Source organism: Agrobacterium sp. 22-221-1 (genome assembly GCF_053522445.1).
On sequence record NZ_JBNWCL010000017.1, the window covers coordinates 40529 to 65593 of the forward strand.

The 25065-nt window shown below is 61.2% G+C and carries 23 protein-coding genes and 1 riboswitch; of the genes, 13 read left to right on the top strand and 10 right to left on the bottom strand.

Going from position 1 to position 25065, the window contains the following annotated elements; all coding sequences use genetic code 11:
- Positions 1–13: 13 nt before the first annotated feature.
- The gene (locus tag ACQZ5N_RS21150; protein ID WP_059760618.1) at positions 14–787 is read right to left on the bottom strand and encodes a LamB/YcsF family protein; all 774 of its coding nucleotides are present in this window, start codon (positions 785–787) and stop codon (positions 14–16) included.
- A 174-nt stretch (positions 788–961) separates the two neighbouring features.
- Here ACQZ5N_RS21150 and pxpB point away from each other — a divergent pair, with 174 nt between their 5' ends.
- The 8 genes from pxpB (at position 962) to ACQZ5N_RS21190 (ending at position 7857) form a co-directional block, all read left to right on the top strand.
- Positions 962–1687 (top strand): 5-oxoprolinase subunit PxpB, encoded by a 726-nt coding sequence (pxpB, locus tag ACQZ5N_RS21155; protein WP_004432633.1) that lies wholly within the window; start codon positions 962–964, stop codon positions 1685–1687.
- On the top strand, positions 1684–2655 hold the full coding sequence (locus ACQZ5N_RS21160) for a 5-oxoprolinase subunit C family protein (protein WP_448734010.1): 972 nt from the start codon (positions 1684–1686) through the stop codon (positions 2653–2655). Before pxpB ends, ACQZ5N_RS21160 begins: the two co-directional genes overlap by 4 nt.
- Positions 2652–3296 (top strand): GntR family transcriptional regulator, encoded by a 645-nt coding sequence (locus ACQZ5N_RS21165; protein WP_004432638.1) that lies wholly within the window; start codon positions 2652–2654, stop codon positions 3294–3296. Before ACQZ5N_RS21160 ends, ACQZ5N_RS21165 begins: the two co-directional genes overlap by 4 nt.
- The gene (locus ACQZ5N_RS21170) at positions 3293–4240 is read left to right on the top strand and encodes a hydroxyacid dehydrogenase (protein ID WP_448734011.1); all 948 of its coding nucleotides are present in this window, start codon (positions 3293–3295) and stop codon (positions 4238–4240) included. The genes ACQZ5N_RS21165 and ACQZ5N_RS21170 overlap by 4 nt, the downstream gene beginning before the upstream one ends.
- Positions 4237–5478, top strand: coding sequence for a hydantoinase/carbamoylase family amidase (locus tag ACQZ5N_RS21175; protein WP_448734012.1), 1242 nt, complete (start codon positions 4237–4239; stop codon positions 5476–5478). The genes ACQZ5N_RS21170 and ACQZ5N_RS21175 overlap by 4 nt, the downstream gene beginning before the upstream one ends.
- A gap of 12 nt (positions 5479–5490) precedes the next feature.
- Positions 5491–6129, top strand: coding sequence for a GntR family transcriptional regulator (locus ACQZ5N_RS21180; RefSeq protein WP_448734013.1), 639 nt, complete (start codon positions 5491–5493; stop codon positions 6127–6129).
- 100 nt (positions 6130–6229) lie between these two features.
- Positions 6230–7396, top strand: coding sequence for a M24 family metallopeptidase (locus ACQZ5N_RS21185; protein ID WP_155272840.1), 1167 nt, complete (start codon positions 6230–6232; stop codon positions 7394–7396).
- A gap of 47 nt (positions 7397–7443) precedes the next feature.
- Positions 7444–7857: a VOC family protein gene (locus ACQZ5N_RS21190; protein ID WP_004432652.1), complete on the top strand. Its 414-nt coding sequence runs from the start codon at positions 7444–7446 to the stop codon at positions 7855–7857.
- 79 nt (positions 7858–7936) lie between these two features.
- Here the strand turns inward: ACQZ5N_RS21190 and ACQZ5N_RS21195 are convergent, their stop codons facing one another.
- Positions 7937–9115, bottom strand: coding sequence for a M24 family metallopeptidase (locus ACQZ5N_RS21195; RefSeq protein ID WP_448734014.1), 1179 nt, complete (start codon positions 9113–9115; stop codon positions 7937–7939).
- 419 nt (positions 9116–9534) lie between these two features.
- On the opposite strand from ACQZ5N_RS21195, the gene ACQZ5N_RS21200 reads away from it, so the two are divergent.
- The 4 genes from ACQZ5N_RS21200 to ACQZ5N_RS21215 all read left to right on the top strand — a co-directional run bounded on the left by ACQZ5N_RS21200 (position 9535) and on the right by ACQZ5N_RS21215 (position 12532).
- Positions 9535–10158, top strand: a complete 624-nt coding sequence (locus tag ACQZ5N_RS21200) for a DUF1989 domain-containing protein (RefSeq protein WP_448734015.1) — start codon at positions 9535–9537, stop codon at positions 10156–10158.
- The gene (locus ACQZ5N_RS21205; protein WP_448734016.1) at positions 10155–10958 is read left to right on the top strand and encodes an amino acid ABC transporter ATP-binding protein; all 804 of its coding nucleotides are present in this window, start codon (positions 10155–10157) and stop codon (positions 10956–10958) included. Before ACQZ5N_RS21200 ends, ACQZ5N_RS21205 begins: the two co-directional genes overlap by 4 nt.
- Positions 10959–10963: 5 nt before the next feature.
- A complete protein-coding gene (locus tag ACQZ5N_RS21210) occupies positions 10964–11620 on the top strand; it encodes an amino acid ABC transporter permease (RefSeq protein ID WP_142778715.1) in 657 nt (218 codons plus the stop codon).
- A gap of 123 nt (positions 11621–11743) precedes the next feature.
- Positions 11744–12532, top strand: a complete 789-nt coding sequence (locus ACQZ5N_RS21215; RefSeq protein WP_448734017.1) for a transporter substrate-binding domain-containing protein — start codon at positions 11744–11746, stop codon at positions 12530–12532.
- Positions 12533–12764: 232 nt separating this feature from the next.
- On the opposite strand, the gene atzF is transcribed toward ACQZ5N_RS21215, so the two are convergent.
- The 8 genes from atzF to ACQZ5N_RS21255 form a co-directional block, all read right to left on the bottom strand.
- Complete coding sequence (gene atzF / locus ACQZ5N_RS21220) at positions 12765–14591, bottom strand: allophanate hydrolase (RefSeq protein ID WP_448734018.1); 1827 nt, start codon at positions 14589–14591, stop codon at positions 12765–12767.
- Complete coding sequence (gene uca, locus ACQZ5N_RS21225; RefSeq protein ID WP_448734019.1) at positions 14591–18127, bottom strand: urea carboxylase; 3537 nt, start codon at positions 18125–18127, stop codon at positions 14591–14593. Before uca ends, atzF begins: the two co-directional genes overlap by 1 nt.
- A gap of 4 nt (positions 18128–18131) precedes the next feature.
- Entirely contained in the window at positions 18132–18782 is a 651-nt protein-coding gene (locus ACQZ5N_RS21230) for an urea amidolyase associated protein UAAP2 (RefSeq protein WP_448734020.1), read from the bottom strand.
- Between the two features lie 16 nt (positions 18783–18798).
- Entirely contained in the window at positions 18799–19614 is an 816-nt protein-coding gene (locus tag ACQZ5N_RS21235) for an urea amidolyase associated protein UAAP1 (protein ID WP_448734021.1), read from the bottom strand.
- A 163-nt stretch (positions 19615–19777) separates the two neighbouring features.
- Positions 19778–20524: an ABC transporter ATP-binding protein gene (locus tag ACQZ5N_RS21240; RefSeq protein WP_004432675.1), complete on the bottom strand. Its 747-nt coding sequence runs from the start codon at positions 20522–20524 to the stop codon at positions 19778–19780.
- Positions 20521–21339 carry an ABC transporter permease gene (locus ACQZ5N_RS21245; protein WP_269828158.1) on the bottom strand — a complete coding sequence of 273 codons (819 nt, stop codon included), beginning with the start codon at positions 21337–21339 and terminating at the stop codon, positions 20521–20523. Before ACQZ5N_RS21245 ends, ACQZ5N_RS21240 begins: the two co-directional genes overlap by 4 nt.
- A 60-nt stretch (positions 21340–21399) precedes the next feature.
- The gene (locus tag ACQZ5N_RS21250; RefSeq protein ID WP_059760649.1) at positions 21400–22473 is read right to left on the bottom strand and encodes a putative urea ABC transporter substrate-binding protein; all 1074 of its coding nucleotides are present in this window, start codon (positions 22471–22473) and stop codon (positions 21400–21402) included.
- A 73-nt stretch (positions 22474–22546) separates the two neighbouring features.
- A riboswitch (guanidine-I (ykkC/yxkD leader) is annotated at positions 22547–22656 on the bottom strand.
- A 265-nt stretch (positions 22657–22921) separates the two neighbouring features.
- The gene (locus ACQZ5N_RS21255; protein WP_448734022.1) at positions 22922–23641 is read right to left on the bottom strand and encodes a FadR/GntR family transcriptional regulator; all 720 of its coding nucleotides are present in this window, start codon (positions 23639–23641) and stop codon (positions 22922–22924) included.
- 217 nt (positions 23642–23858) lie between these two features.
- On the opposite strand from ACQZ5N_RS21255, the gene ACQZ5N_RS21260 reads away from it, so the two are divergent.
- Complete coding sequence (locus tag ACQZ5N_RS21260; protein WP_035236078.1) at positions 23859–25058, top strand: mandelate racemase/muconate lactonizing enzyme family protein; 1200 nt, start codon at positions 23859–23861, stop codon at positions 25056–25058.
- The last annotated feature ends 7 nt before the right edge of the window (positions 25059–25065 follow it).

The following is a 25065-nucleotide window of genomic DNA, read 5'->3' on the forward strand; positions in this document are numbered from 1 at the left end:
GAACGTCCCCGGATCAGGTGTTTGGTGTGGCGAAAGGAGCAAATTGCAGCCCGTGTCGGGCGAGCGATGAACGAAGGGCGCGCGCCATATCCACGGCGCCGCGCGTATCGCCGTGAACGCAGATGGTGGCGGCTTCCACCGGTAGTTTTTTCCCGCCCGTTGTCGGGATTACGCCGTCGCAGACCATGGACAGAACCTGATCCACACTCTGGTTGGGATCGTGGATCACTGCACCCTGCATCTGCCGGGAGGTGAGCATTCCCGCATCGTCATAGGTGCGGTCGGCATAAACTTCGCAGGCAACGCGCAGCCCCGCTTTTTCGGCGGCCTTCATGGTTTCCGAATAGGGCAGCGTAATGAAGACCAGCGACGGATCCACCGCCTTGATGGCCCGGATGCAGACCTGCGCGAGATCTTGATCGACGGCAGCCATGTTGCCCAGAGCCCCATGGGTTTTGACATGGGTGATGGGCCAGGAAAGCGCAGCCGCCATGCCCTGCATCGCGGCGATCTGGTAGATCAGCTGGGCCTCCACATCCTCGGGGCGTTCGCCGGATATACGGCGGCGGCCGAAGCCGTAAATATCCATGAAAGACGGGTGGGCGCCAACCGCGATGCCCCTTGCCTTGGCGGCGAGAATGGTGTCGCGCATGACAACCGGATCGCCGGCATGAAAACCGCAGGCGATGTTTGCCGTGGTAATCAACTCCATCATGGCTTCGTCTTCGCCCATGGTCCAGGCCCCGAAGCTTTCTCCCATATCGCAGTTCAGATCGATCGTCGCCATAGCCCCTCTTTCCGGGCGAGACGTTGTCCGGTCCCGTCCAGTTTATACGCGTGATATCAGGCAGCACGCATTCATTGCATCTTTTCATTGACATACAATTGGTATACTGAAATAGCAAGGAAGGATTGGCGGGAGAATCGAATTCGCATGCGTGGACGTGAGGGAGTGTAATCGATGGGCGGCAAATTTCCGCGCATTCTTGCTTGTGGTGACAGCGCCCTGTCCGTTGAACTCGCCGATACCATCGATGAAACGGTGAGCGAGCGCATCATCGCGCTTGCGGCAAATCTCGCTGCAACGCCCGTGGAAGGCGTCGAGGAACTGGTGCCGACCTACCGGTCCCTCATGGTCATCTATGATCCGTCCGTCATTCGCGGCCATGCGCTTGACCGGGAGTTGCACCGGCGTCTGATGACGCTGACGGTGAACAGCGTTCCGGCCAGACGTTTCGATGTGCCTGTGGTTTATGGCGGATCGGTCGGGCTTGACCTGCAGGAACTGGCGGACATGAAGGAAATGACGCCTGCTGCCCTGATCGAGCTGCACGCATCCGCTGAATATCGTGTCTATATGATCGGTTTCGCGCCGGGTTTTGCCTATCTCGGCGGCCTGCCCGAACAATTGCATACGCCGCGTCTTGCCACGCCGCGTCAGCGGATCGAGGCAAGTGCGATTGGAATTGGCGGCAAGCAGGCAAGCATCAATTCCGTGCCGGGGCCAAGCGGATGGCGCTTCATCGGCCGCACGCCGCTTCGGCTTTTCGACCCGCATCGCCCGGAGCCGTTTCTGTTGCAGGCGGGAGACCGGGTTCGTTTTCGGCCGGTGAGCGAAGACGAGGCCGCAGAGCTCGACCGGGCGGTCGCCGCCGGCCAGCCCGTCATGGAGGCGCAGCTTTCATGAGTTTTCTCGTCATCCAGCAGATAGGGCCGATGGCCACCGTTCAGGATATCGGCCGCAGGGGATTGAGCCATGCCGGTGTTTCCGGTTCAGGCCCGATGGATATGCCTTCTTTTCGTATTGCGAACGCGCTGGTCGGCAATGTCGAAAACAGCGCGGCAATAGAATTTGGCGGCACCGGGGGCAGCTTTTCCGTTTTGCGGCCGGCACGCATCGCCGTGACCGGAGGCGCCGTCGATATCCGCCTCGGCAAACGAAAGCTGTCGCCATGGGAGAGCTATACTATTTTGCCGGATGAGGTGCTTTCGATCGGCGCCCTGCGCGATTGCGTCTGGGGCTATCTCGCCGTCTCCGGCGGCGTGGATACCGTGCCTGTGCTCGGTTCGCGTGCTACCCATGTGCGAACGGGTCTCGGCGGTTACGAAGGGCGTCGTTTGCAGGCGGGTGACCGTCTGCCGCTCGGCCGGGATAATCCCGGCGTCAATCTGGCGCTCCGGCAACTCTGGCGTCGGTCCGCCGGTCCCGTCCGAATTGTTCCCGGCCCACAGGACGACTATTTCTCTGACGAAACCCAGCGGGCTTTCCTGAAAGCCTCTTTCATCGTTTCTCCGGCCCGGGATCGCATGGCGCAGATGCTGGACGGACACGCCGTTCATGCCGAAGGCGGGCACGATATCGTCTCCGACGGAACCTGCGCGGGATCGATACAGGTCCCGGCGTCGGGACGGCCCATCGTGCTGATGGCGGAGCGTCAGACGACAGGCGGCTATCCGAAAATCGCAACGGTCGCCACCGTCGATCTGCCCCGGCTTGCGCAGGTTCCGAGCGGCCGACATGTCTCTTTCGCGGCCATTTCACGGGAAAAAGCCGAAGAGCTTCTGATTGCGGAGCGCACGGCCTTGCGCGAACGCCTGGCAAATCTGGTAGAAAAGCCGGAAACGGATGATGTTTCAGGAGGTATGCCATCATGAATCAGCCGCTCGCCAAGCAGGCTTATGGGAAGATCATCGAAATGATCCTGTCCGGTGCGCTGACGCCGGGTGACGCTTTGCAGGAAGCGAAACTGGGTGATCTGCTGGACATGTCCCGGACGCCCGTGCGTGAGGCGATCAAGCGGATCGAGGCCGAGGGTCTCGCCACGCAGGAAGGACGATTTCTCAAGATCCGCCGGCTGAAGGCGGAAGAGGTCGAAGAGATTTTCTTCCTTCGTCAGGTTCTGGAGACCCATTGCGCAAGACAGGCGGCGATGGCCCGGCCGGAGCTTGGCGAGCTGGAGGCCCGGATACGGCATTTGCAACAGCATGGCCCCGGCGAGGACGATGAGCAGCGCCGCGTGGACGATGCTTTCCACCGGACGCTCGCCCTTTCCACGGGCAGCGAGATGATGGTGAGCACGATCGAGGATTTGCGACGCCGTACCTGCATGTTCGACCATGCCCAGGTGCCGGATCGTTTTCTGAAAAGCTGCGACGAACATCTGGAGATGATTGCCGCCCTGCGCGCCGGCGACGGTGAACGGGCAGGCTCGCTCATGGCCCGCCATATCGTTCACGCCCGCGACGCCATTCTTGAAAAACTGGAACAATTTCCCGAAAGGAACAGGGACGCATGAAATGCCTTATTGTCCAGCCTATTCATGCCGACGGCCTCGCCCTTCTGCGTGAGGCGGGGGTTGAACCGGTTTTGTGTCCAAAACCGGACATGGCGACCGTGGCCGCAATGATCAAGGGTTGCGATGCCGTTATCACGCGCGATGCGGGCCTGTCCGCATCGGCCATCGAGGCCGGCGACAGACTGCGGGTCATCGCCGTTCACGGCACGGGCCATGATGCTGTCGACAAGGAAGCGGCGACGGCGAAGGGCGTTCTGGTCTGCAACACCCCCGGCGCCAATGCCCGCTCGGTTTCCGAGCTGGCGCTCGGTCTGGCACTGGCCGCCGCAAGACGTATTCCCGCTGCCGACCGCAGCGAAAGGGCCGGGGTCCATGGCTTTCGCGAGACGGAGAGTTTTTCCGAATTGTCCGGCAAGACGGCGCTTATCGTCGGCTGGGGGGCGATTGGCGCCGGGCTCGGCCGGATGCTGAAGGCCGCTCTGGATATGCGGGTGCTGGTCTATTCGCCGCGGGTCGCCGATCTCGATGGCTTCGAACGGGCTGACAGTCTTGAAGACGGGCTGAGGCAGGCCGATCTGATTTCCCTGCATACGCCGCTCCGTGCGGAAACACGCGGTCTGTTCGGAGAGCAGGCCATTTCAGCGGTGAAACCGGGCGCGATACTTATCAACACGGCACGGGCGGGACTGGTGGATGAGGCGGCTCTTGCCCGCGCCATCGAGACCGGCCGCATAGCCGCAGCCGGGCTCGATGTTTATTCGCCTGGTGCGCCGACCGGACCTCTGGCCGCCGGCGGCCGGGTGATTTTCACACCGCATCTCGGCGGCACGACGCTGGAAGCGCTTCGCCGCGTGGCTCTCGGCTCTGCAAGGCATGTTTTGACGGCGCTTGCGGGCGAACGCCCGGTCACTGCGCTCAATGCGTCGCAGGAGATAATGGCATGACGCAAACCGTGATCGCAGAGACGGTCAACCGTCTGCTGGACCGCATCAATGCCATTTCAGCGGAAGGCCCCGGTTTTACCCGGCCTTCCTACAGTGCGCTGGAAAGCGAAGCGCATCGGGTGATTACCGAAGAATGTGAAGCCCTTGGCCTCACTGTTACGCAAGATGCCGCACTGAACCTGTTTGCCCGGCTGCCCGGCAGAGACCGGCAGGCCACACCGCTTTATATCGGCTCGCATCTCGATACCGTGCCGATGGGCGGCGCTTATGATGGCACGGCAGGTGTGGTGGGCGCCATGGCACTTGTCACCGCATTCGTGAAAAGCGGACAGGCACCGCCGGCAGATATTGTCGTGACGGTGACGAGAGCGGAGGAGAGCGTCTGGTTTCCAGTCTCCTATATCGGGTCGCGTGCGGCGCTTGGCCGGCTCACGGCGCCGGAAATGCAGGCGCGCCGCATCGACAGCGGCAGAACACTCGCCGAGCACATGAAGGAACTCGGGGGCGACCCGGACGCCGTCCTGCGCGGGCCGGGATTGCCGCCGGCGCGTTTCGTGGAATTGCATATCGAGCAGGGGCCGGTGCTTGACAATGCCGGTGAGGCTTTCGGCGTCGTCGATGGCGTGCGCGGCGGCCTGCGTTACCGTGAAGCGCGGATTGAAGGGGTGTGGGCCCATTCCGGCGGCGCGCCGCGTGATGCCCGCTCGGATGCCGTTTTTGCCCTTGCGGATATCATCGTCGCCATGGACAGGGCCTGGGAAGGAATTCTGGCGGAAGGGCACGATCTTGCCGTTACCTTCGGCCGTGTGGATGCGGCAAGCAGTGAACATGCTTTCGCCAAGGTTCCGGGCCGGGTGGATTTCTGCATCGATATCCGCAGCGCCGACGATGCGGTGCTGGACCGGGTGGATGGCATTTTCCGACAGGAGATCGAGAAGATCGAAAAACGAAGGGGCGTGCGCGTCGTCACCGGCGTCCAGTCCCGCAGCAAGCCCACCCGTCTGTCCTCCGCGCTTGGCCGGCAGATAGTCGTTGCGGCCGAACGGACCGGCATCTCGCCCCGGCAGATGTTATCGGGCGGCGGGCATGATGCGGCGGCATTTGCCCAGGCGGGATGGGAATCGGTGATGGTCTTTCTGCGGAACTGGAACGGCAGCCATAACCCGGATGAGGCCATGGATCCGGCCGATCTGGCGCATGCCGTTGATATTCTGCGACAGACCTGGTCGGCTCGGTAAAGGGGAGAGAGCATGAGCGAAAAGGAAACTTTGACCCAGCAGGCCTATACGGATGTCAAACAACGCATTCTGGAGGGCAAGTTCAAAGCCGGTGACGTTCTGACGGAGAGAGCCCTGGCGCTCGAATCCGGCATTTCCCGCACGCCGTTGAGGGCGGCAATCTCCCGGCTTGAAAAAGAGGGCGTGATTTCGCGGCTCGCCAATGGCGCATTGATGGTTCGGCCCGTCACGGTGGAGCAGCTGCTGGAAATCGTGCAGATACGGCGCTTGCTGGAGAGCGCTGCGGCGGCACGCGCCGCTGAGCGTCCCTTTTCCGAGGCGCTCGAACATTCGCGGCAAATCATGCAGGCTTATGCGGATGGCAGGAACGTGGCCTTCGATCAGTTCTGGCTGGACGATGACCAGTTTCACGAGGCCGTGGCCGGTGCCGCCGGGCTTGAGCTTTTGCCTGCCATGCTGACCGAAATGCGCAGTATCGCCCGACGCTGCACCATCACCCGCACGCATGACCGTTTTGCCGAGCAGGCGCGCGAACATATTGCGGTTATCGACGCCATCGAGGCGCAGGATCCGCAGAAGGCTTCCGCCGCCATGGAGGCGCATTTCGAAAGCGTGAAAAGCCGTTTTCTGGGGTGGCTGAGCCGCCCCTGAAACCGGCAGCCGCCAGCGCTTTTTCTTTCTTCATTCCGGTCTTGAGACGCTTTTGCCAGCTTCTCATGCAAAAGCCGAGCACGACGATATGGACAGTTTCATGCAGGAATTCGCCGATTTGCAGGGGTGTGACGCCTCTTTCCCCAGGGAGGAGTTCGCCGCGAGGCAAGATCGTGCGCGCGCCGCCATCCGCAATGCGGGTCATGAAGCGCTCGTCGTCACCGGTCCTGAAAACATCTACTGGCTGACCGGGCGGCAGACGGCCGGATACTTTGCTTTCCAGGCGCTGATCATGCCGGTGAATGGACAGCCGACGCTTCTCGTCCGGCAGCTTGAACTGGCAGGATCCATCGCCAATACCTGGCTGGACGACGTCGTCGCCTATCAGGATGGCGGAAACCCGGCGGTCGCCCTGGTCGATCTCTTGAAAAAGCGGCATATCGAGCGGCCGGCCATAGAACTGGACGGCTGGTTTGTTTCTCCGGTACTTGCCGCAAAAATCGCGGAGCAGATGGGTGTTGCGTCCATTCCGGACGGTTCCTCCATTCTTTCGCCGCTGCGGACGATAAAGTCCGCAGCCGAGCTGGAGGCCATTCGGCTGGCGGCGGGTTATACCGAGGCGGGGCTTTCGGCCGGTATTGCCGCCTGCGCCGCCGGAACCGACGAAAACGCCATAGCCGCCGCCATGCTGGATGCCGCCACAAGGGCGGGCTCGGAGGTCATGGCCATGGAACCGCTCGTATCTTCCGGGCCGCGCAGCGGTTTGCCCCATATGACCTGGAGACGCCGCAAGCTTGAGAATGGCGATGCGGTTTTTCTGGAACTTGCCGCCTGCCATGCGCGCTATCACGCCGCGCTGATGCGTACCGTGTGGATCGGTTCTCCACCCGCCGAAGCCCGGCGAATGATGGATTGCGCGTTGAAAGCCCTCGATGCGGCGCTGGCCGCCATTCGGCCCGGTGTTTCATGTGCCGAACCCCATGAGGCCGCGCAACGTGTGATCGACGCGGCAGGTTACAATGCCGCCTTCCGCAAACGCATCGGTTATTCCATGGGAACCGCTTTCGCGCCGGACTGGGGCGAAGGTGCGCTGTTGAGCCTGTTTACCGGCGTCGACAGGATAATCGAACCCGGCATGGTGTTCCACCTGCCAGCCACCCTGCGCAGCTATGGCGTGTGGACGGTTGGCGCATCCGAAACGGTCATCGTGACAGAGACGGGGGCGGAACCTCTTTCCAGCCTGCCGCGTGACCTGACCATCCGCTGATGGCCCGATAGCGGCCATTTCCCTTTAAAAATTGAAAGGAGTCCGAAATGCGTTCACTTTTTCACCTTGCCTATCACGTCACCGACCTCGACGAAACGCGTCGCTTCTATGGCGGCGTTCTCGGCTGCGAGGAAGGCCGTTCCACCGATACCTGGGTGGATTTCGACTTTTTCGGCCACCAGATATCGATGCATCTGGGCAAACCGTTCGAGGTTACCCGGACCGGCAAGGTCGGCAATCACATGGTGATGATGCCGCATCTCGGTGTGGTCCTGCCTCTCGATGACTGGTTCGCACTTTCGAAGCGTCTGGAAGATGCCGGTGTGGCCTTCGATATCCCGCCGGTCGTGCGCTTTGAAGGCGAGCCGGGAGAACAGCGCACCATGTTCTTCTTCGATCCGAGCGGCAATCCGATCGAGGTGAAGGGCTTCAAGGATTTCGACGGCGTTTTCGCCCACTAAAACAAAAAACAAGGGGCGGCTGTCGGCCGCCCCTGATGGACTCTGTGCCCGCATGCCAGCGGTCGCCTTGCCGGAAACACTACCACCAGTGGCTGGGCGAACGGGTCAGAAGCTCGTTGCCGTCGCGCCCGACGATGATGATATCCTCATAAAAAGCCGCGCCGACACCATCGAGCGAAAGGAAGGATTCGATACCGAACACCATGTTTTCCTCGGCGATATCTTCAGGCTGCGACATGCTGGTTGAAATTCTCGGCTGTTCGAAGCCGAGACCGATGCTGTGACCATAAAACGGGAAGTTCTTCATGATGGCGGATACCGAGCCGCCGAAGGCCTGCGTCAGACGGTCGCCTTCAGCGGCAATATCGATGAGCTTCACGCCCGGCCGCATCATGTCGGAAAGACGATGAACGGTATTGGCCGCGGCTTCGATCAGCCGTCGCTGGTCCGCTGTTGGTTTGCCGCATATGCCGGTGCGGCCGGGGTCGAGATAATAGCCCTGAAAAAATGCCGCATGGATGGTGCCCGTGACGATGTCGCCGGGCTTTGGTGTGTCCGCGCTATAGCCGGTCAGTGGAAAACGCTGGTCGAAACCCAGCGTTTCGCCATGGTTGCAGCCGATCATCTGCAGCCGGCCGCCGCGCCGCACCACCTCACGGGCCGCCTCTCCCGCCGCTTCCTGCTCGGAAAGGCCGCCGGTCAGGCCTTCCATCAACCTGTTCAGGCCGGCCGTCGCGCCTTCGCCGGCGACGCGATAGCACTCCAGTTCCTTCAGGCTTTTGATGCGCCGGACGGAGCGGATCAGATCGTCCTCGGCTACCCACTCAATGTCTGGAGCGTCCTGAAGCAATTGCTGGTAATATTTGACGGGGATGAACTGCGTGCCGACGATTGCGACACGCCCTTTGATACCCCTTTCGACCAGGGCTTTCGCCACGCTTCGGAAAGGATGGCTGGAACAATGCGTATCGCGGATAGAGACGAGATCGGTGCGCACTTCCGGCTCATCGATATGAAGCTGCGGCTCGCGGCCCTGCTGTAGAATGATCCCGGAAAAGGACCGGGCGGTCCATATCAGGGAATCCATGCCGCCGCTGATGGCGTAGTGGTTGGAAAGATAGAGTATGTCACCGCAATTGTCCGTGGTGCCGCCACCGCGGCCGAAGACCACCGCTGTTTCATAGCCACGGCGCTGCATTTCCCGCAAAACCCGCTGCCAGCGGCTTTCATATTCCTCGATCGCAAAATACCGGATCACGCGTTCCACTCCATTCAATCTGCTGTTCTGCCGGGCGGTCTTCGCGCGCTGATCCACCGGAACCTGCGGCAAATTCGGGCAGCATTTCCATCAATGCGCGGTCCTCCCGGAGAAGCCCGCATTTGCGGATTGCGACCGGAAGACCGCCGGGTCGAATTTTTAGGTACACCAAACGTATCCCGTGATTGATGGCAGTGCAAGCGAATGATGCGGGAGGCATAAATGATGCAATTTTGTGCACTTTACTGCTCGTTTTATGGCTGATTAGCCTAATAAATTTGCTATAAATAGTTGAAAATCTTTATTGAATTCCGTTGGTATACTGAATATAAATTATTTCGACCGAGCGGTATCGATCCGGGTCTATTGCCTGCTTGCCGCCGTCTCACCGGTTTCAGCATTCCTTCCAACGGTGTCCGATGACTGAAAATGTGCAGAATTTATTGGCAGGTCATGGCGCAGCCTATCGCATGCTGGCCGGCGAGGTCGCCATCGTTACGAATTCCCACGGAAACCAGGTCGTGGATGCGTGGGCTGTTGCGGCAGGCGATCCATCCGAGATCAGCTCGATGGATCATACGCGCTCGGTAAACAGCAATATTTTCATCGAGCGCGGCATGGGTGTCTTCAGCAACCGCAGAAGAGCCATGATGACGCTGGTGAGCGACAGTGCCGCCCTGCGGCATGATACGCTGCTCTGCCCATGCAATGCGGATCTTTACCGGCAACTGGGATGCGAGGGTTTTCATCGCAGCTGTTCCGGAAATTTCCATGAGGCGCTGGCGGAGAAGGGTCTTGCCTTCGCCCAGACGCCGGCATCTCTCAACCTTTTCATGAATGTGGCGGTGAACGCCGATGGCAGTCTCGACCGTCGCCCGCCGGCGTCCGCGGCGGGTGACCATGTGGCGCTGAGGGCCGAGATGGATCTACTGCTCGTGCTGTCCGCCTGTCCGCAGGACATTACCGAGATCAACGGCGTGGACCGCACACCGAGGGATGTCGCGGTGCAGATCGTCGATGAATACAAGGAGACGACCCCATGACCGGACCGGTTTTGAACCTGCGGGATATCCGCAAGAGCTTCGGGGAAAACGAGGTTCTGAAAGGCGTCTCGCTCAGTGTCGAACCGGGTGAGGTGGTATCCATCATCGGCGCGAGCGGTTCGGGCAAGAGCACCTTCCTGCGTTCGATAAACGGTCTGGAAATGCCCCAGTCGGGTTATCTCGAATTCGAGAATCTGTCTTTCGATTTTCGGCCGGAATCGCGATTTTTCCCGACGCCCTCGCAGCTGCAGACCCTGCGCGCCCGCGTCGGCATGGTGTTTCAGAGTTACAATCTCTGGCCGCATATGACGGTTCTGGAAAATGTCATCCATGCTCCGGTCCGGCTGCTGAAACGACCCAAAAACCAGGCCGTCGAAGAGGCGGAGGCCCTGCTTTCCCGCATCGGCCTTTATGAGAAACGCCACAGCTATCCGGCACGCCTGTCCGGCGGCCAGCAGCAGCGCGTCGCCATTGCCCGGGCGCTCGCCATGAAACCGCGCCTGATGCTTTTCGATGAGGTGACCTCCGCGCTCGATCCCGAACTTGTCCATGAGGTGCTGGTGCTGATGGCTTCGCTGGCGGCGGACGGCATGACCATGCTGCTGGTGACCCATGAAATTGCCTTTGCCCGCGACGTTTCATCGCGTGTGCTCTTTTTCGACAAGGGTGTCATCGCCGAAACCGGCGCGCCCGACATTCTTCGCAATCCGCAGAGCGATCGCCTGCGGCAATTTCTTCACCGCATTTTGCATGAGCAGCTTGCCCCCAGCGGCGCAGCAGATGGCGCCGGGGGAGCGTGACGACGATGGCGAATTTTATCGACGAAGTGCAGCTTTACGGTCCGGGCTTTCTGCTGGCTGCCTGGACGGTGTTCTGGCTGACGATCCTGACCATTATCGTCAGCTGGGGCTGCGGCCTGCTTGCGGCGCTCAGCCATCGTTCGCCATGGCGCGCGGTGCGTGCCGCCTCCGCCTTCTATGTCTGGTTCGTTCGCGGCACGCCAACCCTGATCCAGGTCTTCATCATCTATTTCGGCCTGCCGCAATTCGGCGTGAAGCTCTCGCCCTTCACCGCCGGCGTGCTGGCGCTCGGCGTCAATAGCGGTGCCTATGTCGCGGAAATCATCCGGGGAGGCCTGTCCGCCATCCCGCGCGGGCAGACGGAATCGGCTCTGGCGCTGGGGTTCAGCCCGGCGGAAACCATGCGCAGCATTATCCTGCCGCAGGTATTCCGCATCATCCTGCCTTCGGTCACGAATGAAGCCATTTCGACGTTGAAGAATACATCGCTGCTATCGACGATCACTGTCGTGGAGCTGACGCTTTATGCCCAGACGCTGATTGCCGCAACATTCAGGCCTTTCGAGTTCTACATCGCCGTGGCCGTCATCTATCTCCTGCTTACGACGGTGCTGACACAGCTCGCAGCCTTGCTGGAACGCCGTTATGCCCTTTCAAGCTGAGGCCCCGACGGTCCTCAGCAATGCCTGAAATATCCGGCGGAGCGATCCGCAGGATCGACTGCGGGTGACGCCAATGCCGCCTGACGAACAGGAAAATGCAAAAAATCAATAAGGGAACGAGTCATGAAATTCAAATCTATCGCATTTGCCGTCGCCGCACTCGCTGCGACCATCACCAACGCTCCGGTCTTTGCCACAGAGCTTGAATTGCTGGAGCCCGGGAAGCTGCAGGTCGCAACGGAAGGAACCTTTTCGCCCTTCAGCATGCGTGCCCCGGATGGAACGCTCGACGGTCTGGAGATCCGCGTGATGAAGGAGGTGGCAAAGCGCCTCGACCTCACCTACACGCCGGTTCTGATCAAATGGGACTCGCTGCTGGTCGGTCTTCAGGCGGATCAGTACGATATCATCAGCGCTTCCATGGATGTAACCGAAGAGCGACAGAAGCGCGTTACCTTTGCCAATGGCTGGCTGGAATCGGGCGGCCGCATCGTCGTCCAGAAGGGCTCGGCCATCAAAAGCGCCGCTGATCTCAAAGGCAAGACCGTCGGTGCGCTCGTCTCTTCCACCTTCGCAAAAATCGCCGAGGAAAAGGGTGCCGTCGTCAAAGGATACAAGGCTGAATCGGACGCGATGCAGGACCTCGTCAACGGCAATATCGACGCGACCATTACCGATGCGATCGCCGGTGCATGGGCGATCAAGAATTCCGGCCTTCCCCTCGAAATGACGCCGGATTTCGTCAGCCACGTCCAGAAAGGTTTCGCCATCAAGAAGGGCAAGCCCGAGCTGGTGAAGGCGGTGAACAAGGCGCTCGCCGACATCGTGGCCGACGGCACCTATGCGAAACTGACCGTAGAGCTCGTGGGTTTCGATCCGGCGCCGAAAGACCCGATCAAGAGCCTCGAATAAGCGCCCGGTCGCTAAGACCGCCTCCCGGTTGGCCGGGGCGATGAGCGTTCAGGGTCGAACAGGCGAAGATAGTGTCGCCTGTTCGATGTGGCGTCTCCGATGCTTGGAACAGCGATTGCGATGAAACCGGACTTAGCCGTTTCGACGTCCTCGGCCCCAATACATTCCGGCTCTCGCAGTCAAAAGCATCACCGTTGCTCGCCGGAGGACGCCCAGATATTTTGAGAAAATGTCACGCATGGCTTTTCCTTTCTTCTTGTTTGATCGACCGGATATAGGCGCGCCACCCGCCAAGGCCTGTCACTTCCACAGCACCCTTGAGCGCATAGGGTTCGCACAGGAAGCCGGAGATTTGTGACCCGTCGTCCAGCGTCACCTTGCCGATGCCGAGGGGAGCGGGAATGTTCTGCACGAAACGTCCGAAGGCTTCGGGCGTCACCCTCCAGACCTCCACCTCCAGACCCGCGCCTTTAAAGCCGGGCTCCCGCAGCAGGCCGGGTTTCGGTGGAACGGTATTCGGCAAGACGAACAGCCGGTAGTCGCCGGCCGTGCGGCAGGATTTCATCAGCCGGCCGCCGGGGCCTGTGAGTTCGTGATTGAGCGGCATGCCGGTGAGATGGGCGCCGACGACGACAATCGGCACCAGCCCGTCATCGGTATCCGCCACTTTCGAAGCTTCCGGCAGGGCAGCCTTGCGGTCCTTGCCCATGCCCGGCTGCAATGCGCGGTGCAGCATATCGGCAAATGGCGCCAGCGCATCGTCGGAAAAGGCCGGGCCGAACAGGGTGACACCCGCCGGCAAATGATCCGCGGCATCGAAGCCGGCAGGAACAGCGATGGCCGCATAACCGAACAGATTGGCGAAATTGGTATATCGCCCGAAATGGCCGTTCTTCGCGATCGGATCTGCGCGCATCTCCTCCACCGTGTAGGTGGTCGGGGATGTCGGCAACATCAACACATCGGCTTTCGCCCATTCCACCGATGCCTTCTGGCGAAGCGTCTCAAGCCCGTATAGTCCCTCGAAGGCGTCGACGGCATCGTATCGCCTTGCCCCCTCGATGATTGCCCTTACGGTGGGATCGAAATCGCCGGCATTGGTCGCCAGGAAATGCTTCACCGCCGCCAGACGCTCGGCCACCCACGGGCCGTTATAGAGCAGCTCGGCGGCCTGACGGAACGGCGCATAGTCGAAGGGGACGATGTCTGCGCCGAGCATTTTCGCTTTTTCGATAGCCGCGTCATAAAGCGCCTCGAAAGCGGCATTGCCGAAAAATTCCCGTTCCCCGGGCTCAAGCACACCAATGCGCATCCCGGCAGCGGGTAGGGTGGCCGGCTTTGCCCTGCGCGAGAAGGGATCGCCGGGGTCATAACCCTCCATGACCCGGCGCACAGCCACACCGTCGCCCACCGTGGCGGAAAAAACGGTCACGACGTCCACCGAGCGGCATGCGGGTACGACGCCGACATTCGGCACCAGTCCGGGTGTTGGTTTGATGCCGACAATATTGTTGAAGGCCGCGGGCACGCGGCCGGAGCCCGCCGTATCCGTGCCGAGCGCGAAACTGGCAAGGCCAGACGCCACCGCTACGGCGGAGCCGGAGGACGAGCCTCCCGACACATAGGCCCTGTCGAACACCGATCGCGGCGCGCCGTGAGGCGAGCGTGTGCCATTCAGCCCGGTGGCGAACTGGTCGAGATTGGTCTTGCCGATGACGATTGCACCTGCGGCCTTCAGCCGGGCGATGACGGTCGCATCCTGTTGCGGCCGGTAGGCAAAGGCCGGGCAGGCGGCCGTCGTCGGCAGGTCGGCCACGTCGATATTGTCCTTGACGGCAAAAGGCACGCCCCACAGCGGCAGGCTGTTGGCCCTGGGGGCGCGGGCCAGGAGGTCGCGGGCGGCGGCGCGCAGATCCTCGTCCGGCGTCTTCGTTATGAAGATCGCCGGATCGTCCGACGCCTTGATGCGAAGAATTATCGCCTCGACGAGATCGAGCGGGCTCAGCCCTTTTGCATAGGCGGCTTTCAGCGAGGCGATATCGAGAATGATCGGCAACATTACATGGCCTCCAGAACGACCAGCACGTCGCCGGCCCTGACATTGCGGCCCGGCCCGGCGCGGAGATCGCGCACCTTGCCCGCGGCGTGCGCGTTGACGGTGATTTCCATCTTCATGGATTCGATGATGGCGAGCGTTTCTCCTGCCGCCACCTTCTGCCCTTTTTCCACCAACACCTTCCAGACATTGCCCGGCACGGCACTTTCAATGCCGAAGCAGCCGTCGGGAATATCGCCCCCGAGGCCGGGACCGACACCTTCATCGACAACGAAACTGTCGAGCCCCTGATCTTTCCAGCGTTGGCGTTCCGCCTCGAAGGCGGCCTGCTGGCCCGCCTTGAATGCGCCGATTGCGGCGGCATTCTTCCGAAGCTCCGCCTCGTAATCCGCATAGGAAAACTCGCCCTCTTCGATACGGACGGGATAACCCCCATGGGGAAAGGCGGCGCGGGCTTCGGTCAATTCGCCGTGGCTGACGGGAAAGAAACGGACCTGATCGAAGAAATCGAGCAGCCAGGGTTTGTCCTTGCCGAAGACCGGCGTTTGCCGCCACGTATTCCACATCTGGATGGTGCGCCCGAAGAGCTGATAACCGCCCGGTCCCTCCATGCCGTAGATGCACATATAGGCGCCGCCGATGCCGACGGCGTTTTCCGGCGTCCAGGTGCGCGCCGGATTATATTTCGTCGTGACGAGGCGATGGCGCGGGTCGAGAGGAGTGGCAACCGGGGCGCCGAGATAGACATCGCCAAGCCCCATGACGAGATAAGAGGCGTCGAAGATTTTGTCTTTTACCGCCTGTTCGTCACCCAGACCGTTGATGCGGCGGATGAATTCAATGTTCGAGGGGCACCAGGGCGCATTGGGGCGCACCAGCTCCTGATATTTGCGCATCGCCAGCGCCGCATCCGGATCGTCCCACGACAGCGGCAACCAGACGGTGCGGCTCGGCACCTTCACCGAGTGAACGGAAGGCATGCCGCTTTCGATTTCGGAAAGAAGGCCGAGCAACCGGCCACGCGTCACATGCGATCCATCGTAGTGAATCTGCAGCGAGCGGATGCCGGGGGTCAGGTCTATCAGGCCGGGAACGCCGGCTTCCCGCACCGCCTGCATCAAAAGATGGCTGCGCAGGCGCAGGCTGACGTCGAGCTGCATCGGCCCATATTCGACAAGCAAGTTGTCATCGCCCTGCCGGCGATAAACGACCGGAACCTCGCCGTCATCGCGATGGCCGAGAATGGGAGAGCCGGCATTGTCGCCAATGCGTTTGACGATGGGGCCGGCAATGGGATCTTCCGCCCGCGCAACCGGATGAAAGCGGATTTTGTCGCCCGGTTTGAACTGCCCCATCTTCCATTGCTCATCCGCGGCAATCACCGCCGGGCAAACGAAGCCGCCGAGGGACGGGCCGTCCGGCCCGAGAATGATCGGCATGTCGCCCGTAAAATCGATGGCGCCGATGGCATAGGCATTGTCATGGAGGTTCGAGGGGTGAAGCCCGGCTTCCCCGCCGTCCTGGCGCGCCCATTTCGGCGCAGGACCGATGAGGCGTACACCCGTGCGGGCAGAATTGAAATGTACCTCATATTCGGTCGCAAACAGGGTCTCGATATCGTCCTCAAGGAAAAAATCCGGCGCGCCATGGGGCCCGTAGAGCACGCCCACCGACCATTCGCGGGTCAGGTCGGCAGGTTCGGAGGCGGCTTTCGCATCGGCCTGGGGGGCGCGGGCGAGGCGAAGAACGTGGCCGGCGCGCAAGGTGCCGGTGGCGTTGCCGCCGAACTGACCAAGCCCGAAAGTGGCGCGCGAACTCAGCACGATGGGCGCATCGAAACCGCCGGCCACCGCCAGATAGGCCCGCTGCCCCGCACCGCCGATCTGGCCGATGGTAAGCGTCTGCCCGGCCCTGACCGTGATCGGGGTGTTATGCGGAACGGGTTCGCCGTCGCACGTCATCGGCATTTCCGCGCCGGCAAGCGCCACCGTCACATCCGCAAAGAACTTGAGTACCGGCCCGGAAACGGTGATTTCCAGAGCCGCGGTGTGGTCGTGATTGCCGACCAGCCGGTTCGCATGACGGAAGGAACGTTCGTCCATCGGTCCGCTCGGCGGCACCCCGACATGCCACAGGCCGAGACGGCCGGGCAATTCCTGAAGGCTCGATTGCGCTCCCGGTGCAATGACCTCGACGACATCCGGCACGAAGGGAAAATCCTTCAGCGCCGTGGTCGCGACATTCCCGGTCCGAAAAAGGCTGGAGCCGGCAATCGCCCTGAGATAGTCGAGATTGGTCTCGATGCCTGAAATCGCGGTGTGCGACAGGGCGGCGCCGAGACTGGCGATCGCCGCGTTGCGATCCGCCCCCGTGACGATGATCTTCGCCAGCATGGGATCGTAAAAAGGCGTTACCTCCGTGCCGGTCTCTATCCAGCCGTCGACCCGGACATCTTCGGGAAAAACCACCTCGGTCAGAAGACCGGCGCTCGGGCGAAAATCGGCATGCGGCATTTCCGCATAGACACGCGTCTCGATGGCCGCCCCCTTCGGTATCAGCTCCTCTGCACCGGTCAGAACATCGTCGCCGGCGGCCTGACGGATCATCCATTCCACCAGATCGATGCCGAAGACGGCTTCGGTCACCGGGTGCTCCACCTGCAGCCTCGTATTGACCTCCAGGAAATAGAATTCCTCGCGGGCCGGATCGTAAATGAACTCGACCGTGCCGGCGGAGCGATAATTCACCTGTTTTCCGAGCGAGACGGCCGCCGCGTGCAGGCGCGCCCGAACCTCATCGGAAAGCCCGGGGGCGGGTGTCTCCTCGATAACCTTCTGGTTGCGGCGCTGAAGCGAGCAGTCGCGTTCGCCAAGCGCGATCACGCGTCCCTTGCCGTCGCCGAATATCTGCACTTCGACATGGCGGGCCTTCGCCACGAACCGCTCCAGATAGACGCGGGCGTCGCCAAAGCTCGCTTTCGCCGTTCGCTGCACGCTCTCGAAGGCCGCTTTCAGCGCGGCATCGTCGGCGCAGAGCTGCATGCCGATGCCGCCGCCGCCGGCGGTGGATTTCAGCATGACCGGATAACCGACGGCTTCCGCGGCGGCGAGCGCCTCTTTGACCGAGCCAAGCAGCCCGGAGCCCGGAAGCAGCGGCACACCGCTTTTCTGCGCCAGTTCCCGGGCGGTGTGCTTCAGGCCGAAATCGGCGATGTTTTCCGGTGTCGGGCCGATGAAGACGATGCCTTCGGCCGCCAGCCTTTCGGCAAAGCCGATATTTTCGGAAAGAAAGCCATAACCGGGATGGACTGCTTCCGCCCCCGTCTTTTTGCAGGCGGCAATCACCGCTTCGACATCGAGATAACTTTCTGCGGAGGGCGCCGGCCCGAGGCGTATCGCTTCGTCGGCCGTCAATGCCGCCCTGGCGAAGCGGTCGGCATCGGAATAGACCGCCACGGAGGCAATACCCATGTCCCGGAGCGTCCTGATGACGCGGACGGCGATTTCGCCACGATTGGCGATGAGGACTTTCTTGAACATCGGCTCAATCCTCCCCGTTCCAAACGAGCACCCGGATCGGCGTCGGATCGAAACCATTGCAGGGATTGTTGATCTGCGGGCAGTTGGAAATGACCAGCAGCACATCCATCTCGGCTACCAGTTCGACGTAGTCGCCGGGCGAGGAAATGCCGTCCACGATGGTCATGCCGCCATTGGGCGAGATGGGCACATTCATGAAAAGGTTGATATTGGAAACGACATCGCGTTTGCCCATGCCGTATCTGGCGACCTCGGCGACGAAATTGTCCCGGCAGGCATGAAGATATTTCGTCCCGTGGCCGAAACGCACCGTGTTGCTTTCGCAGGAGCAGGCGCCGGCGGAGGTATCGTGACGGCCGCAGCTGTCGGCGGTCACGGTCAGCATCACACGGCCTTCGCTCGACATGATTTTCGTGCCGGTCGAAATATAGGCCGCGCCCTGCGCCCGCACCGTATCCTGACTGGAGTAGCGTTCGGAAAAGTCTCCAGCGTTGTAAAACAGCGTATCGATGGCCTGCTGGCCGTAAGTGTCTTCGATACGAACCGTGGCGCCCTTGCGGATGAAGGTGGAGAAGGGTTTTTTAGCCGGGACGTAGTGGTTTTGCGCTGCATTTTCACATGTGCGCGACGAAACGGTTTCAATGAAATCGGTCATGTTCGTTTCTCCCGGCTCAAAGGTTGGAAAGCGCGTTGTTCTCGAAACCGCGCACGGCCTCGGCGGTGGCGGTCCGGCACAGGTCGTCGGCGGCAACCGGAGCGGCCGCAAGGCGGGTGACCGTCACCGGGGTTGGCGCATAGGCCGGGTTGGGATCGAGCGGATGCGGGCAATTGGAAAAACCGACCAGCATGTCCATTTCCGCACGCAGTTCCACATAGTCCCCGCCGTTGAGGAGGGCCGGGTTCCAGAAAAAACGGCCTTCGGCATCAACACGCACGGGCGCGAAAAGCGTCAGCGCGGCGGGAATGTCACGGCGGTCGAGGCCGAGCTTCATCGCCAGCTTGATGAAATTATCGCGCGTGTCGCGCAGATGTGCGCCCTCATAACGGGCGTTGCTCTGCGCGTTCGAGCCGCCGACAAGGCAATCATGCGCGCCGGAACTGTCTTCGGTAATCGAAAACATCACACGCCCCATGTCGGAAAAGATGACGCGACCTTTGGAAAGCCCCGTCGTCCACTGCACCTTGATCGTGTCGGGCAGATTGATGCGTTCCGAGGTGTCGGCGGCATTCCAGGCGATGAGCGCAATCGAAGAGAAGCCGTGGCTGAGGCTGATGCGCAGCACCTCTTCCCTGCGCAGCCTGGTCGTCCAGTACCAGCCGCCGGGAATGATTTCGCGGTGAAGGATTTTCGTTTCGTCGAGCGTGGGTTCGGGCAGGAGGCTGAAGCCGGGCAGCGCCTTGGGCGCGAATTCCAGCCCCTTTTTCTGGTGATCTTCATAACGGGCGCGGTTGGCGGCGATTTCTTCGGGCGAACGTCTTTGGTGCATAAGGTGCTCCATGGCGGTTGAGTTCGGGTCGTCCCGGTGTCTGCCCTTGTTTGCCGGGTCGTCCCGGCGGGCCGTCGGAAGCAATTCCGGCAGGGGTTTTGAGCCGCCCCTCTATCCGCAACTGCGCAGTCGACATCAGGGCTTGGCCCTGATGCATATCGTTTCAGGCGGCGACGCCGCCGGCCCGGCGCGGCGGCCAGATCGAAATGTCGCGGGTGACCGTTGCGCCATAGCGCAGTTTTTCCTCCGGGCGGTCGCGTGGGCGCTCGAAAGCGATGACGCGAGTGGCAAGCGTGAAGGCCTCGCGCATGTCGTGCGTCACCATCACCACCGTCATCTGCGCTTCGTTCCACAGCCGTTTCATCAGCTGGTGGATTTCGGCGCGAATGCCCGGATCAAGTGCGCCGAAGGGTTCGTCGAGCAGCAGGATTTTCGGCCGCATCAGCAGCGTCTGGGCAAGCGCCAGGCGCTGCTGCATGCCGCCGGAAAGCTGGGCGGGATATTTGTCTTCCGACCCTGAAAGGCCGACATCGGCGATCATGGTGCGGGCCTCGTCGATCGCGGCCCGGCGGGCGGCGCCGAACAGCCTGCCGCTGACGGGCGAGGCGGCAAGTTCCTTGCCGATCAGGACGTTACCGAGCACGGTCAGATGCGGAAACACCGAATATTTCTGGAACACGACGCCGCGGTCCGGTCCCGGTTCGTCGGGCAGCGGTTTGCCGTCGAGAAGGATCGTGCCGCGGCTCGGCCGCTCCTGGCCGAGGATCATGCGCAGGAAGGTGGTCTTGCCGCAGCCGGACGGACCGACAAGCGCGACAAAAGCGCGGGATTCGATCTCGAGCGAAACATTCTCGAGCACGATCTGGTCGCCATATTCCTTCCAGACATTGTCGATGGTGAGCGTGCTCATGCCTTGTTCTCCGTTGCCGACCACGGAAAGACGGCAAGGCGCAGCCGGTCCAGCAGCCAGTCGGTCAGCACGGCGATAAGCGTGATCCAGATGACATAGGGAAAAATCACATCCATCGCGAGATAACGGCGAACGAGGAAGATGCGATAACCGAGCCCCGCATCGGACGAAATCGCTTCCGCCGCGATCAGGAAAAGCCAGGCCGGTCCGAGCTGGAGACGCAGACAGGTGATGAGCCGCGGCAGGACCTGCGGCAGCACCACGCGCAGCGCGATCTGCCATGAGTTTGCCCCGAGCGTCTCGGCCTTGATGATCTGCTCGCGCGGCAGTTCGATAGCCCTGAGCGCCAGATCGCGGATCATCACGGGCGCCACACCGATGACGATGAGTGCGATCTTGGAAATTTCGCCAAGGCCGAGCAGGATGAAAAGGATGGGCAAAAGCGCCAGCGGCGGCACCATGGAAATGGCGCTAACGAAAGGCGAAAGCAGCGACCGTGCGTAAGGCAGCATGCCGATAAGCATGCCGATGGCCAACGCCATCGCGGTCGCTATCCCCAGCCCCGAAAACAGGCGGACGAGGCTTGCGGCCGTATCCGTCCATAGAAGAATATCACCCGTGCGGGCATCGGGGATGACGGCCAGCCGGTTGATGGCGTCGGCAAGGCCGGCAAAGCCCGGCAGAAGCTTGTCATTGGCGTTTTCGGCAAGCCGTGCCGCCGAGCCGACCGTGTAAGCGATCAGCACGGCCGCAAAGGGCAGGACGGCAAGTCCAAGACGGGCGCCGTTCGAAGGACGCGAATTGATCCAGCGCATGGGAAACTCCGGGGTGATGGCAGGGTGGAAGACCGCGCCGGTGCGCGGTGCGGCTGGTCCTCAGAGCATTCCCTTGGCCGCTTCGGCCATGTAGTCCGTCGTGAAGCGGAACTTGACGTTGGACGTGTCGCCGCGGACGGCCCCATCCGGAAACGCGATGCCGATTGCGTCCGCCGATGACGCGCCGTTGCCAAGCAGGCCCTTGTCGAACAGGAAGTGCCGCACCCGGTCCATGGTCTTCGGCAGGTCCGGCGAAGCCGTGAAGGCGACCGCGTCCGCCGGCTTGTCGAACAGCTTGGTGGCCGCCATCTGGGCTTCGAAACCGGCAAGATCCGTGCCGGATGCCTTGCCCATCGCCTCACGCGCCGCCTTGCCTTCCGCGCTCTCGGCGGTCATCACCTTCATCGTATCGTACCAGATGCCCGCGAGCGCCTTGCCGAAATCGGGATTATCCTTCAGCACATCGGTATGGGCGACCATCAGATCGATGATCTCGCCGGGGACTTTGGAACTGTCGAAAACCTTGTTGGCCGAGGAATTCTGGAGAATGGTCGAAACCAGCGGATTCCACGTTACGACAGCGGAAACCTCCGGTGTCTGATAGGCGGCGACCATGTCCGCGTCGGACGTATTGACGACTTTCACATCGCGTTCGGATGAGCCGATGGTTTCGAGCGCCCGTGCAAGCAGATAATGCGACACAGAGAACTCTACGAGATTGATGTTCTGGCCCTTGATCTCGGCAAGGTCTTTTTTGTCCTTGAGGATGACGGCATCGTTTCCATTGGAGAAGTCGCCGACGATGACGGCGGTTGTATCGACGCCGCCGGCAGCGGGAATGGACAGGCCGTCCATGTTGGTCAGCGTCACGGCATCATAGGCGCCCGCTGTATACTGGTTCATCGATTCCACATAATCGTTGAACTGCGTGACCTCGATATTGATGCCGTATTTGTCGGCCCATTTCTTGACGATGCCATGGTCGGCGGCATAGCCCCAGGGCATCCAGCCGACATAGATCGACCAGGCGACCTTGAAATCCTTTTTGGGCGCAGCATCCGCTGTCGAAACCAGCGGGAGCGCAAGAAGGCCCCCCAGCGCGGAAATGGAAATGATTGTTCTGAAAGTCTGCATTGGTATTCCCCTTTTGCTTGTTCTCAAAAAGGGATCGGCATAGACCAACGCCGCCAATCCCTTGGCTAACGAGGTCTCCCGGGCTTTTGTCCCGCCGTGCATCCGTGCGAGATTTCTCCTCGCACAGTGGCTGCTCTCGGACCAGTCATGCAAACCTGCACCGGAACCCTAGCGGCCAACTCAGAATAAACGAAGCAAACCGCGTGCCAGATTGGATTTCGGGCTTTGCCGCGCGATTTCGTCAAAATGCGAAGAAGAGTGCCCGATTTGTGTTCTTGCCGATGGGCTTTCAAGCATATTTTTTAGGCGCAGCTTGGCGCAATCCACTCTGGCGTCATCACGATGGCAGTCTCGTCGGATGGTAACGCCTGTTTCGATCGCGCAGATGCGCGCCATGACTGGACGGCGTCCGGTCGCGGCGACAGGCGATGGCCATCGCATGGCTTCGTCAATTGACGCCCGCCCGAAGCAGGACGCCGACGGCCGAGTCGAAATGTTCGGTCATGGCGGCCTCCGCCATCTCCATATTCTGGAGGCTGATCGCTTCGGCGATCCTCTGATGGCAACGGATGTTTTCCGTGCGGTTCTCCAGAGTGGCGCGGCTGCGCCAGCCTATGTGCCAGGTCTGCTGGGTTACGACGCGGAAAGAGCCGACGATGATTCCATAAAGAGAGTTGCCCGAAGCCTGGGCGATCAGTTCGTGGAAGCGAATGTCGAGCTCCATCAACGCCTCGGGTGTTTCGAGCGCGTTGAACATGTCTTCCACGATCTGGAGAAGCTCCCGCGCCTGGGCATCCGTACGGCGCAGCGACGCAAGGCTTGCCGTGCGCAGCTCAAGCGTGCGCCGCACATCCAGAACCTGCTGAACGCTGAGCTGCTTCGTTGTCACGGTATGATCGAGAATCATGCTGAGCGGTATCGCATCCGGTGCCGCAACCCGCGCCCGGCGACCGGAGCTGACCTCGAGGATCCCGAGTGCAGCAAGGGCACGGAAGGCCTCCCGCGTCACGGATCGGGAAACATCGAGCCTGGCGGCCATGGCCGTTTCGCTGGGCATGGGGCTGCCCGGCCGAAGCTGGTTTTCGCGCATATAGGCGCGCACATCGACAATGGCCCGTTCAACGAGGCCTATATCTTCTTCGCAAACCTGTCCTACATCTTTTGTCATTTCGGAACATTACTTTCGCATTTTCAGTTGACAGGATTATACGAGACTGGCAGAAATTCTGCCATAAAAATCGGGCGGAAAGAAACGTCAGTCAGACTTCGATGGAGAAACAGGGCCGCATGCTCTCGTATGCGATCGATGGATTTCCTTTGCCTCTGCGGTTTTCCCGCTGAAATGGCGGCTTGGCGAAAGTCGGGCGGATTGAACGGAAGCAATGATGAAAATAACTGCGATCAAGACTTTTCGAGCAGAAGAGTTCTCCAACGTTCTCTGGGTGCATGTGGAGACCGATCAGGGCGTTACCGGTCTCGGCGAAACCTTTTATGGGGCGGCGGCCGTCGAGGCCCACATCCACGATACGCTGGCAAGCCGGCTGGTGGGCCGTAACCCGCTTCATATAGAAGCCCTTCACCGGGAAATGCTCAACCTGCCGATGGCCCATGCCTCGACGGGGGCGGAACATCGGGCGGCTTCCGCAGTCGACATCGCGCTGTGGGATATTTTCGGCAAGGTATGCGGGCAGCCTGTTCACCAGATGCTGGGCGGGCTCTGCGTGGAGAAGATGCGTGTCTACAATACCTGCGCCGGAAGCCGCTATGTGCGGACGAAGAAGATCAAGCCGGTCGATACATGGAATTTGGGTGAGGAAGCCGGTCCCTACGAAGACCTCGACGGTTTCATGAACCGGGCGGGCGAACTGGCGGAAGACCTCCTGTCGAACGGCATCACGGCCATGAAGATCTGGCCGTTCGATCCTCCGGCGATGGAAAACCGCGGTCTGTTCATCACGGCGGAACAGATGAAGACGGCGATCAAGCCGTTCGAGCTGATCCGCAAGGCCGTCGGCGACAAGATGGATATCATGGTCGAGTTCCACTCGCTGTGGAACCTGCCGGTTGCCAAGCAGATCGCGCGGGCGCTCGAGCCGTTCAAGCCCACATGGTACGAAGATCCGATACGGATGAATTCGCCGCAGGCGCTTGCCGAATACGCGCATTCCACCGATGTTTGGACCTGCGCCTCCGAAACGCTCGGCACCCGTTTTGCCTATAAGGACTATCTCGACCGCGACGCCGCCCATGTCGTCATGGCCGACCTGTGCTGGACGGGCGGCCTGACCGAGGGCCGCAAGATCGCGGCCATGGCGGAGACCTATCACCGGCCTTTTGCCCCGCATGACTGCATCGGCCCGGTCGGCTTCGCCGCCGCCATCCACATGAGCTTTTCGCAGCCCAACACGCTTATCCAGGAAAGCGTGCGCGCTTTTTACAAGGGCTGGTATCGCGAACTGGTGACGGAGGTTCCGCGTATCGAGGGCGGCTTCGTTTATCCGATGGAAGGCCCCGGTCTCGGCACTGAACTGCAACCATCCTTCTTCGAACGCTCGGATCTGTCCGTCCGCGTCTCTGAACTCTGAGGGGAAT

Bases quoted from the DNA above. Each gene is read 5' to 3' on its own strand.
- ACQZ5N_RS21210 (WP_142778715.1), top strand. From the start codon at position 10,964: ATGGCGAATTTTATCGACGAAGTGCAGCTTTACGGTCCGGGCTTTCTG.
- ACQZ5N_RS21150 (WP_059760618.1), bottom strand. From the start codon at position 787: ATGGCGACGATCGATCTGAACTGCGATATGGGAGAAAGCTTCGGGGCC.
- ACQZ5N_RS21190 (WP_004432652.1), top strand. From the start codon at position 7,444: ATGCGTTCACTTTTTCACCTTGCCTATCACGTCACCGACCTCGACGAA.
- ACQZ5N_RS21170 (WP_448734011.1), top strand. From the start codon at position 3,293: ATGAAATGCCTTATTGTCCAGCCTATTCATGCCGACGGCCTCGCCCTT.
- ACQZ5N_RS21245 (WP_269828158.1), bottom strand. From the start codon at position 21,339: ATGCGCTGGATCAATTCGCGTCCTTCGAACGGCGCCCGTCTTGGACTT.
- ACQZ5N_RS21260 (WP_035236078.1), top strand. From the start codon at position 23,859: ATGAAAATAACTGCGATCAAGACTTTTCGAGCAGAAGAGTTCTCCAAC.
- ACQZ5N_RS21250 (WP_059760649.1), bottom strand. From the start codon at position 22,473: ATGCAGACTTTCAGAACAATCATTTCCATTTCCGCGCTGGGGGGCCTT.
- ACQZ5N_RS21160 (WP_448734010.1), top strand. From the start codon at position 1,684: ATGAGTTTTCTCGTCATCCAGCAGATAGGGCCGATGGCCACCGTTCAG.
- uca (WP_448734019.1), bottom strand. From the start codon at position 18,127: ATGTTCAAGAAAGTCCTCATCGCCAATCGTGGCGAAATCGCCGTCCGC.
- ACQZ5N_RS21175 (WP_448734012.1), top strand. From the start codon at position 4,237: ATGACGCAAACCGTGATCGCAGAGACGGTCAACCGTCTGCTGGACCGC.
- ACQZ5N_RS21185 (WP_155272840.1), top strand. From the start codon at position 6,230: ATGCAGGAATTCGCCGATTTGCAGGGGTGTGACGCCTCTTTCCCCAGG.
- ACQZ5N_RS21240 (WP_004432675.1), bottom strand. From the start codon at position 20,524: ATGAGCACGCTCACCATCGACAATGTCTGGAAGGAATATGGCGACCAG.
- ACQZ5N_RS21215 (WP_448734017.1), top strand. From the start codon at position 11,744: ATGAAATTCAAATCTATCGCATTTGCCGTCGCCGCACTCGCTGCGACC.
- ACQZ5N_RS21235 (WP_448734021.1), bottom strand. From the start codon at position 19,614: ATGCACCAAAGACGTTCGCCCGAAGAAATCGCCGCCAACCGCGCCCGT.
- pxpB (WP_004432633.1), top strand. From the start codon at position 962: ATGGGCGGCAAATTTCCGCGCATTCTTGCTTGTGGTGACAGCGCCCTG.
- ACQZ5N_RS21230 (WP_448734020.1), bottom strand. From the start codon at position 18,782: ATGACCGATTTCATTGAAACCGTTTCGTCGCGCACATGTGAAAATGCA.
- atzF (WP_448734018.1), bottom strand. From the start codon at position 14,591: ATGTTGCCGATCATTCTCGATATCGCCTCGCTGAAAGCCGCCTATGCA.
- ACQZ5N_RS21165 (WP_004432638.1), top strand. From the start codon at position 2,652: ATGAATCAGCCGCTCGCCAAGCAGGCTTATGGGAAGATCATCGAAATG.
- ACQZ5N_RS21205 (WP_448734016.1), top strand. From the start codon at position 10,155: ATGACCGGACCGGTTTTGAACCTGCGGGATATCCGCAAGAGCTTCGGG.
- ACQZ5N_RS21200 (WP_448734015.1), top strand. From the start codon at position 9,535: ATGACTGAAAATGTGCAGAATTTATTGGCAGGTCATGGCGCAGCCTAT.
- ACQZ5N_RS21180 (WP_448734013.1), top strand. From the start codon at position 5,491: ATGAGCGAAAAGGAAACTTTGACCCAGCAGGCCTATACGGATGTCAAA.
- ACQZ5N_RS21255 (WP_448734022.1), bottom strand. From the start codon at position 23,641: ATGACAAAAGATGTAGGACAGGTTTGCGAAGAAGATATAGGCCTCGTT.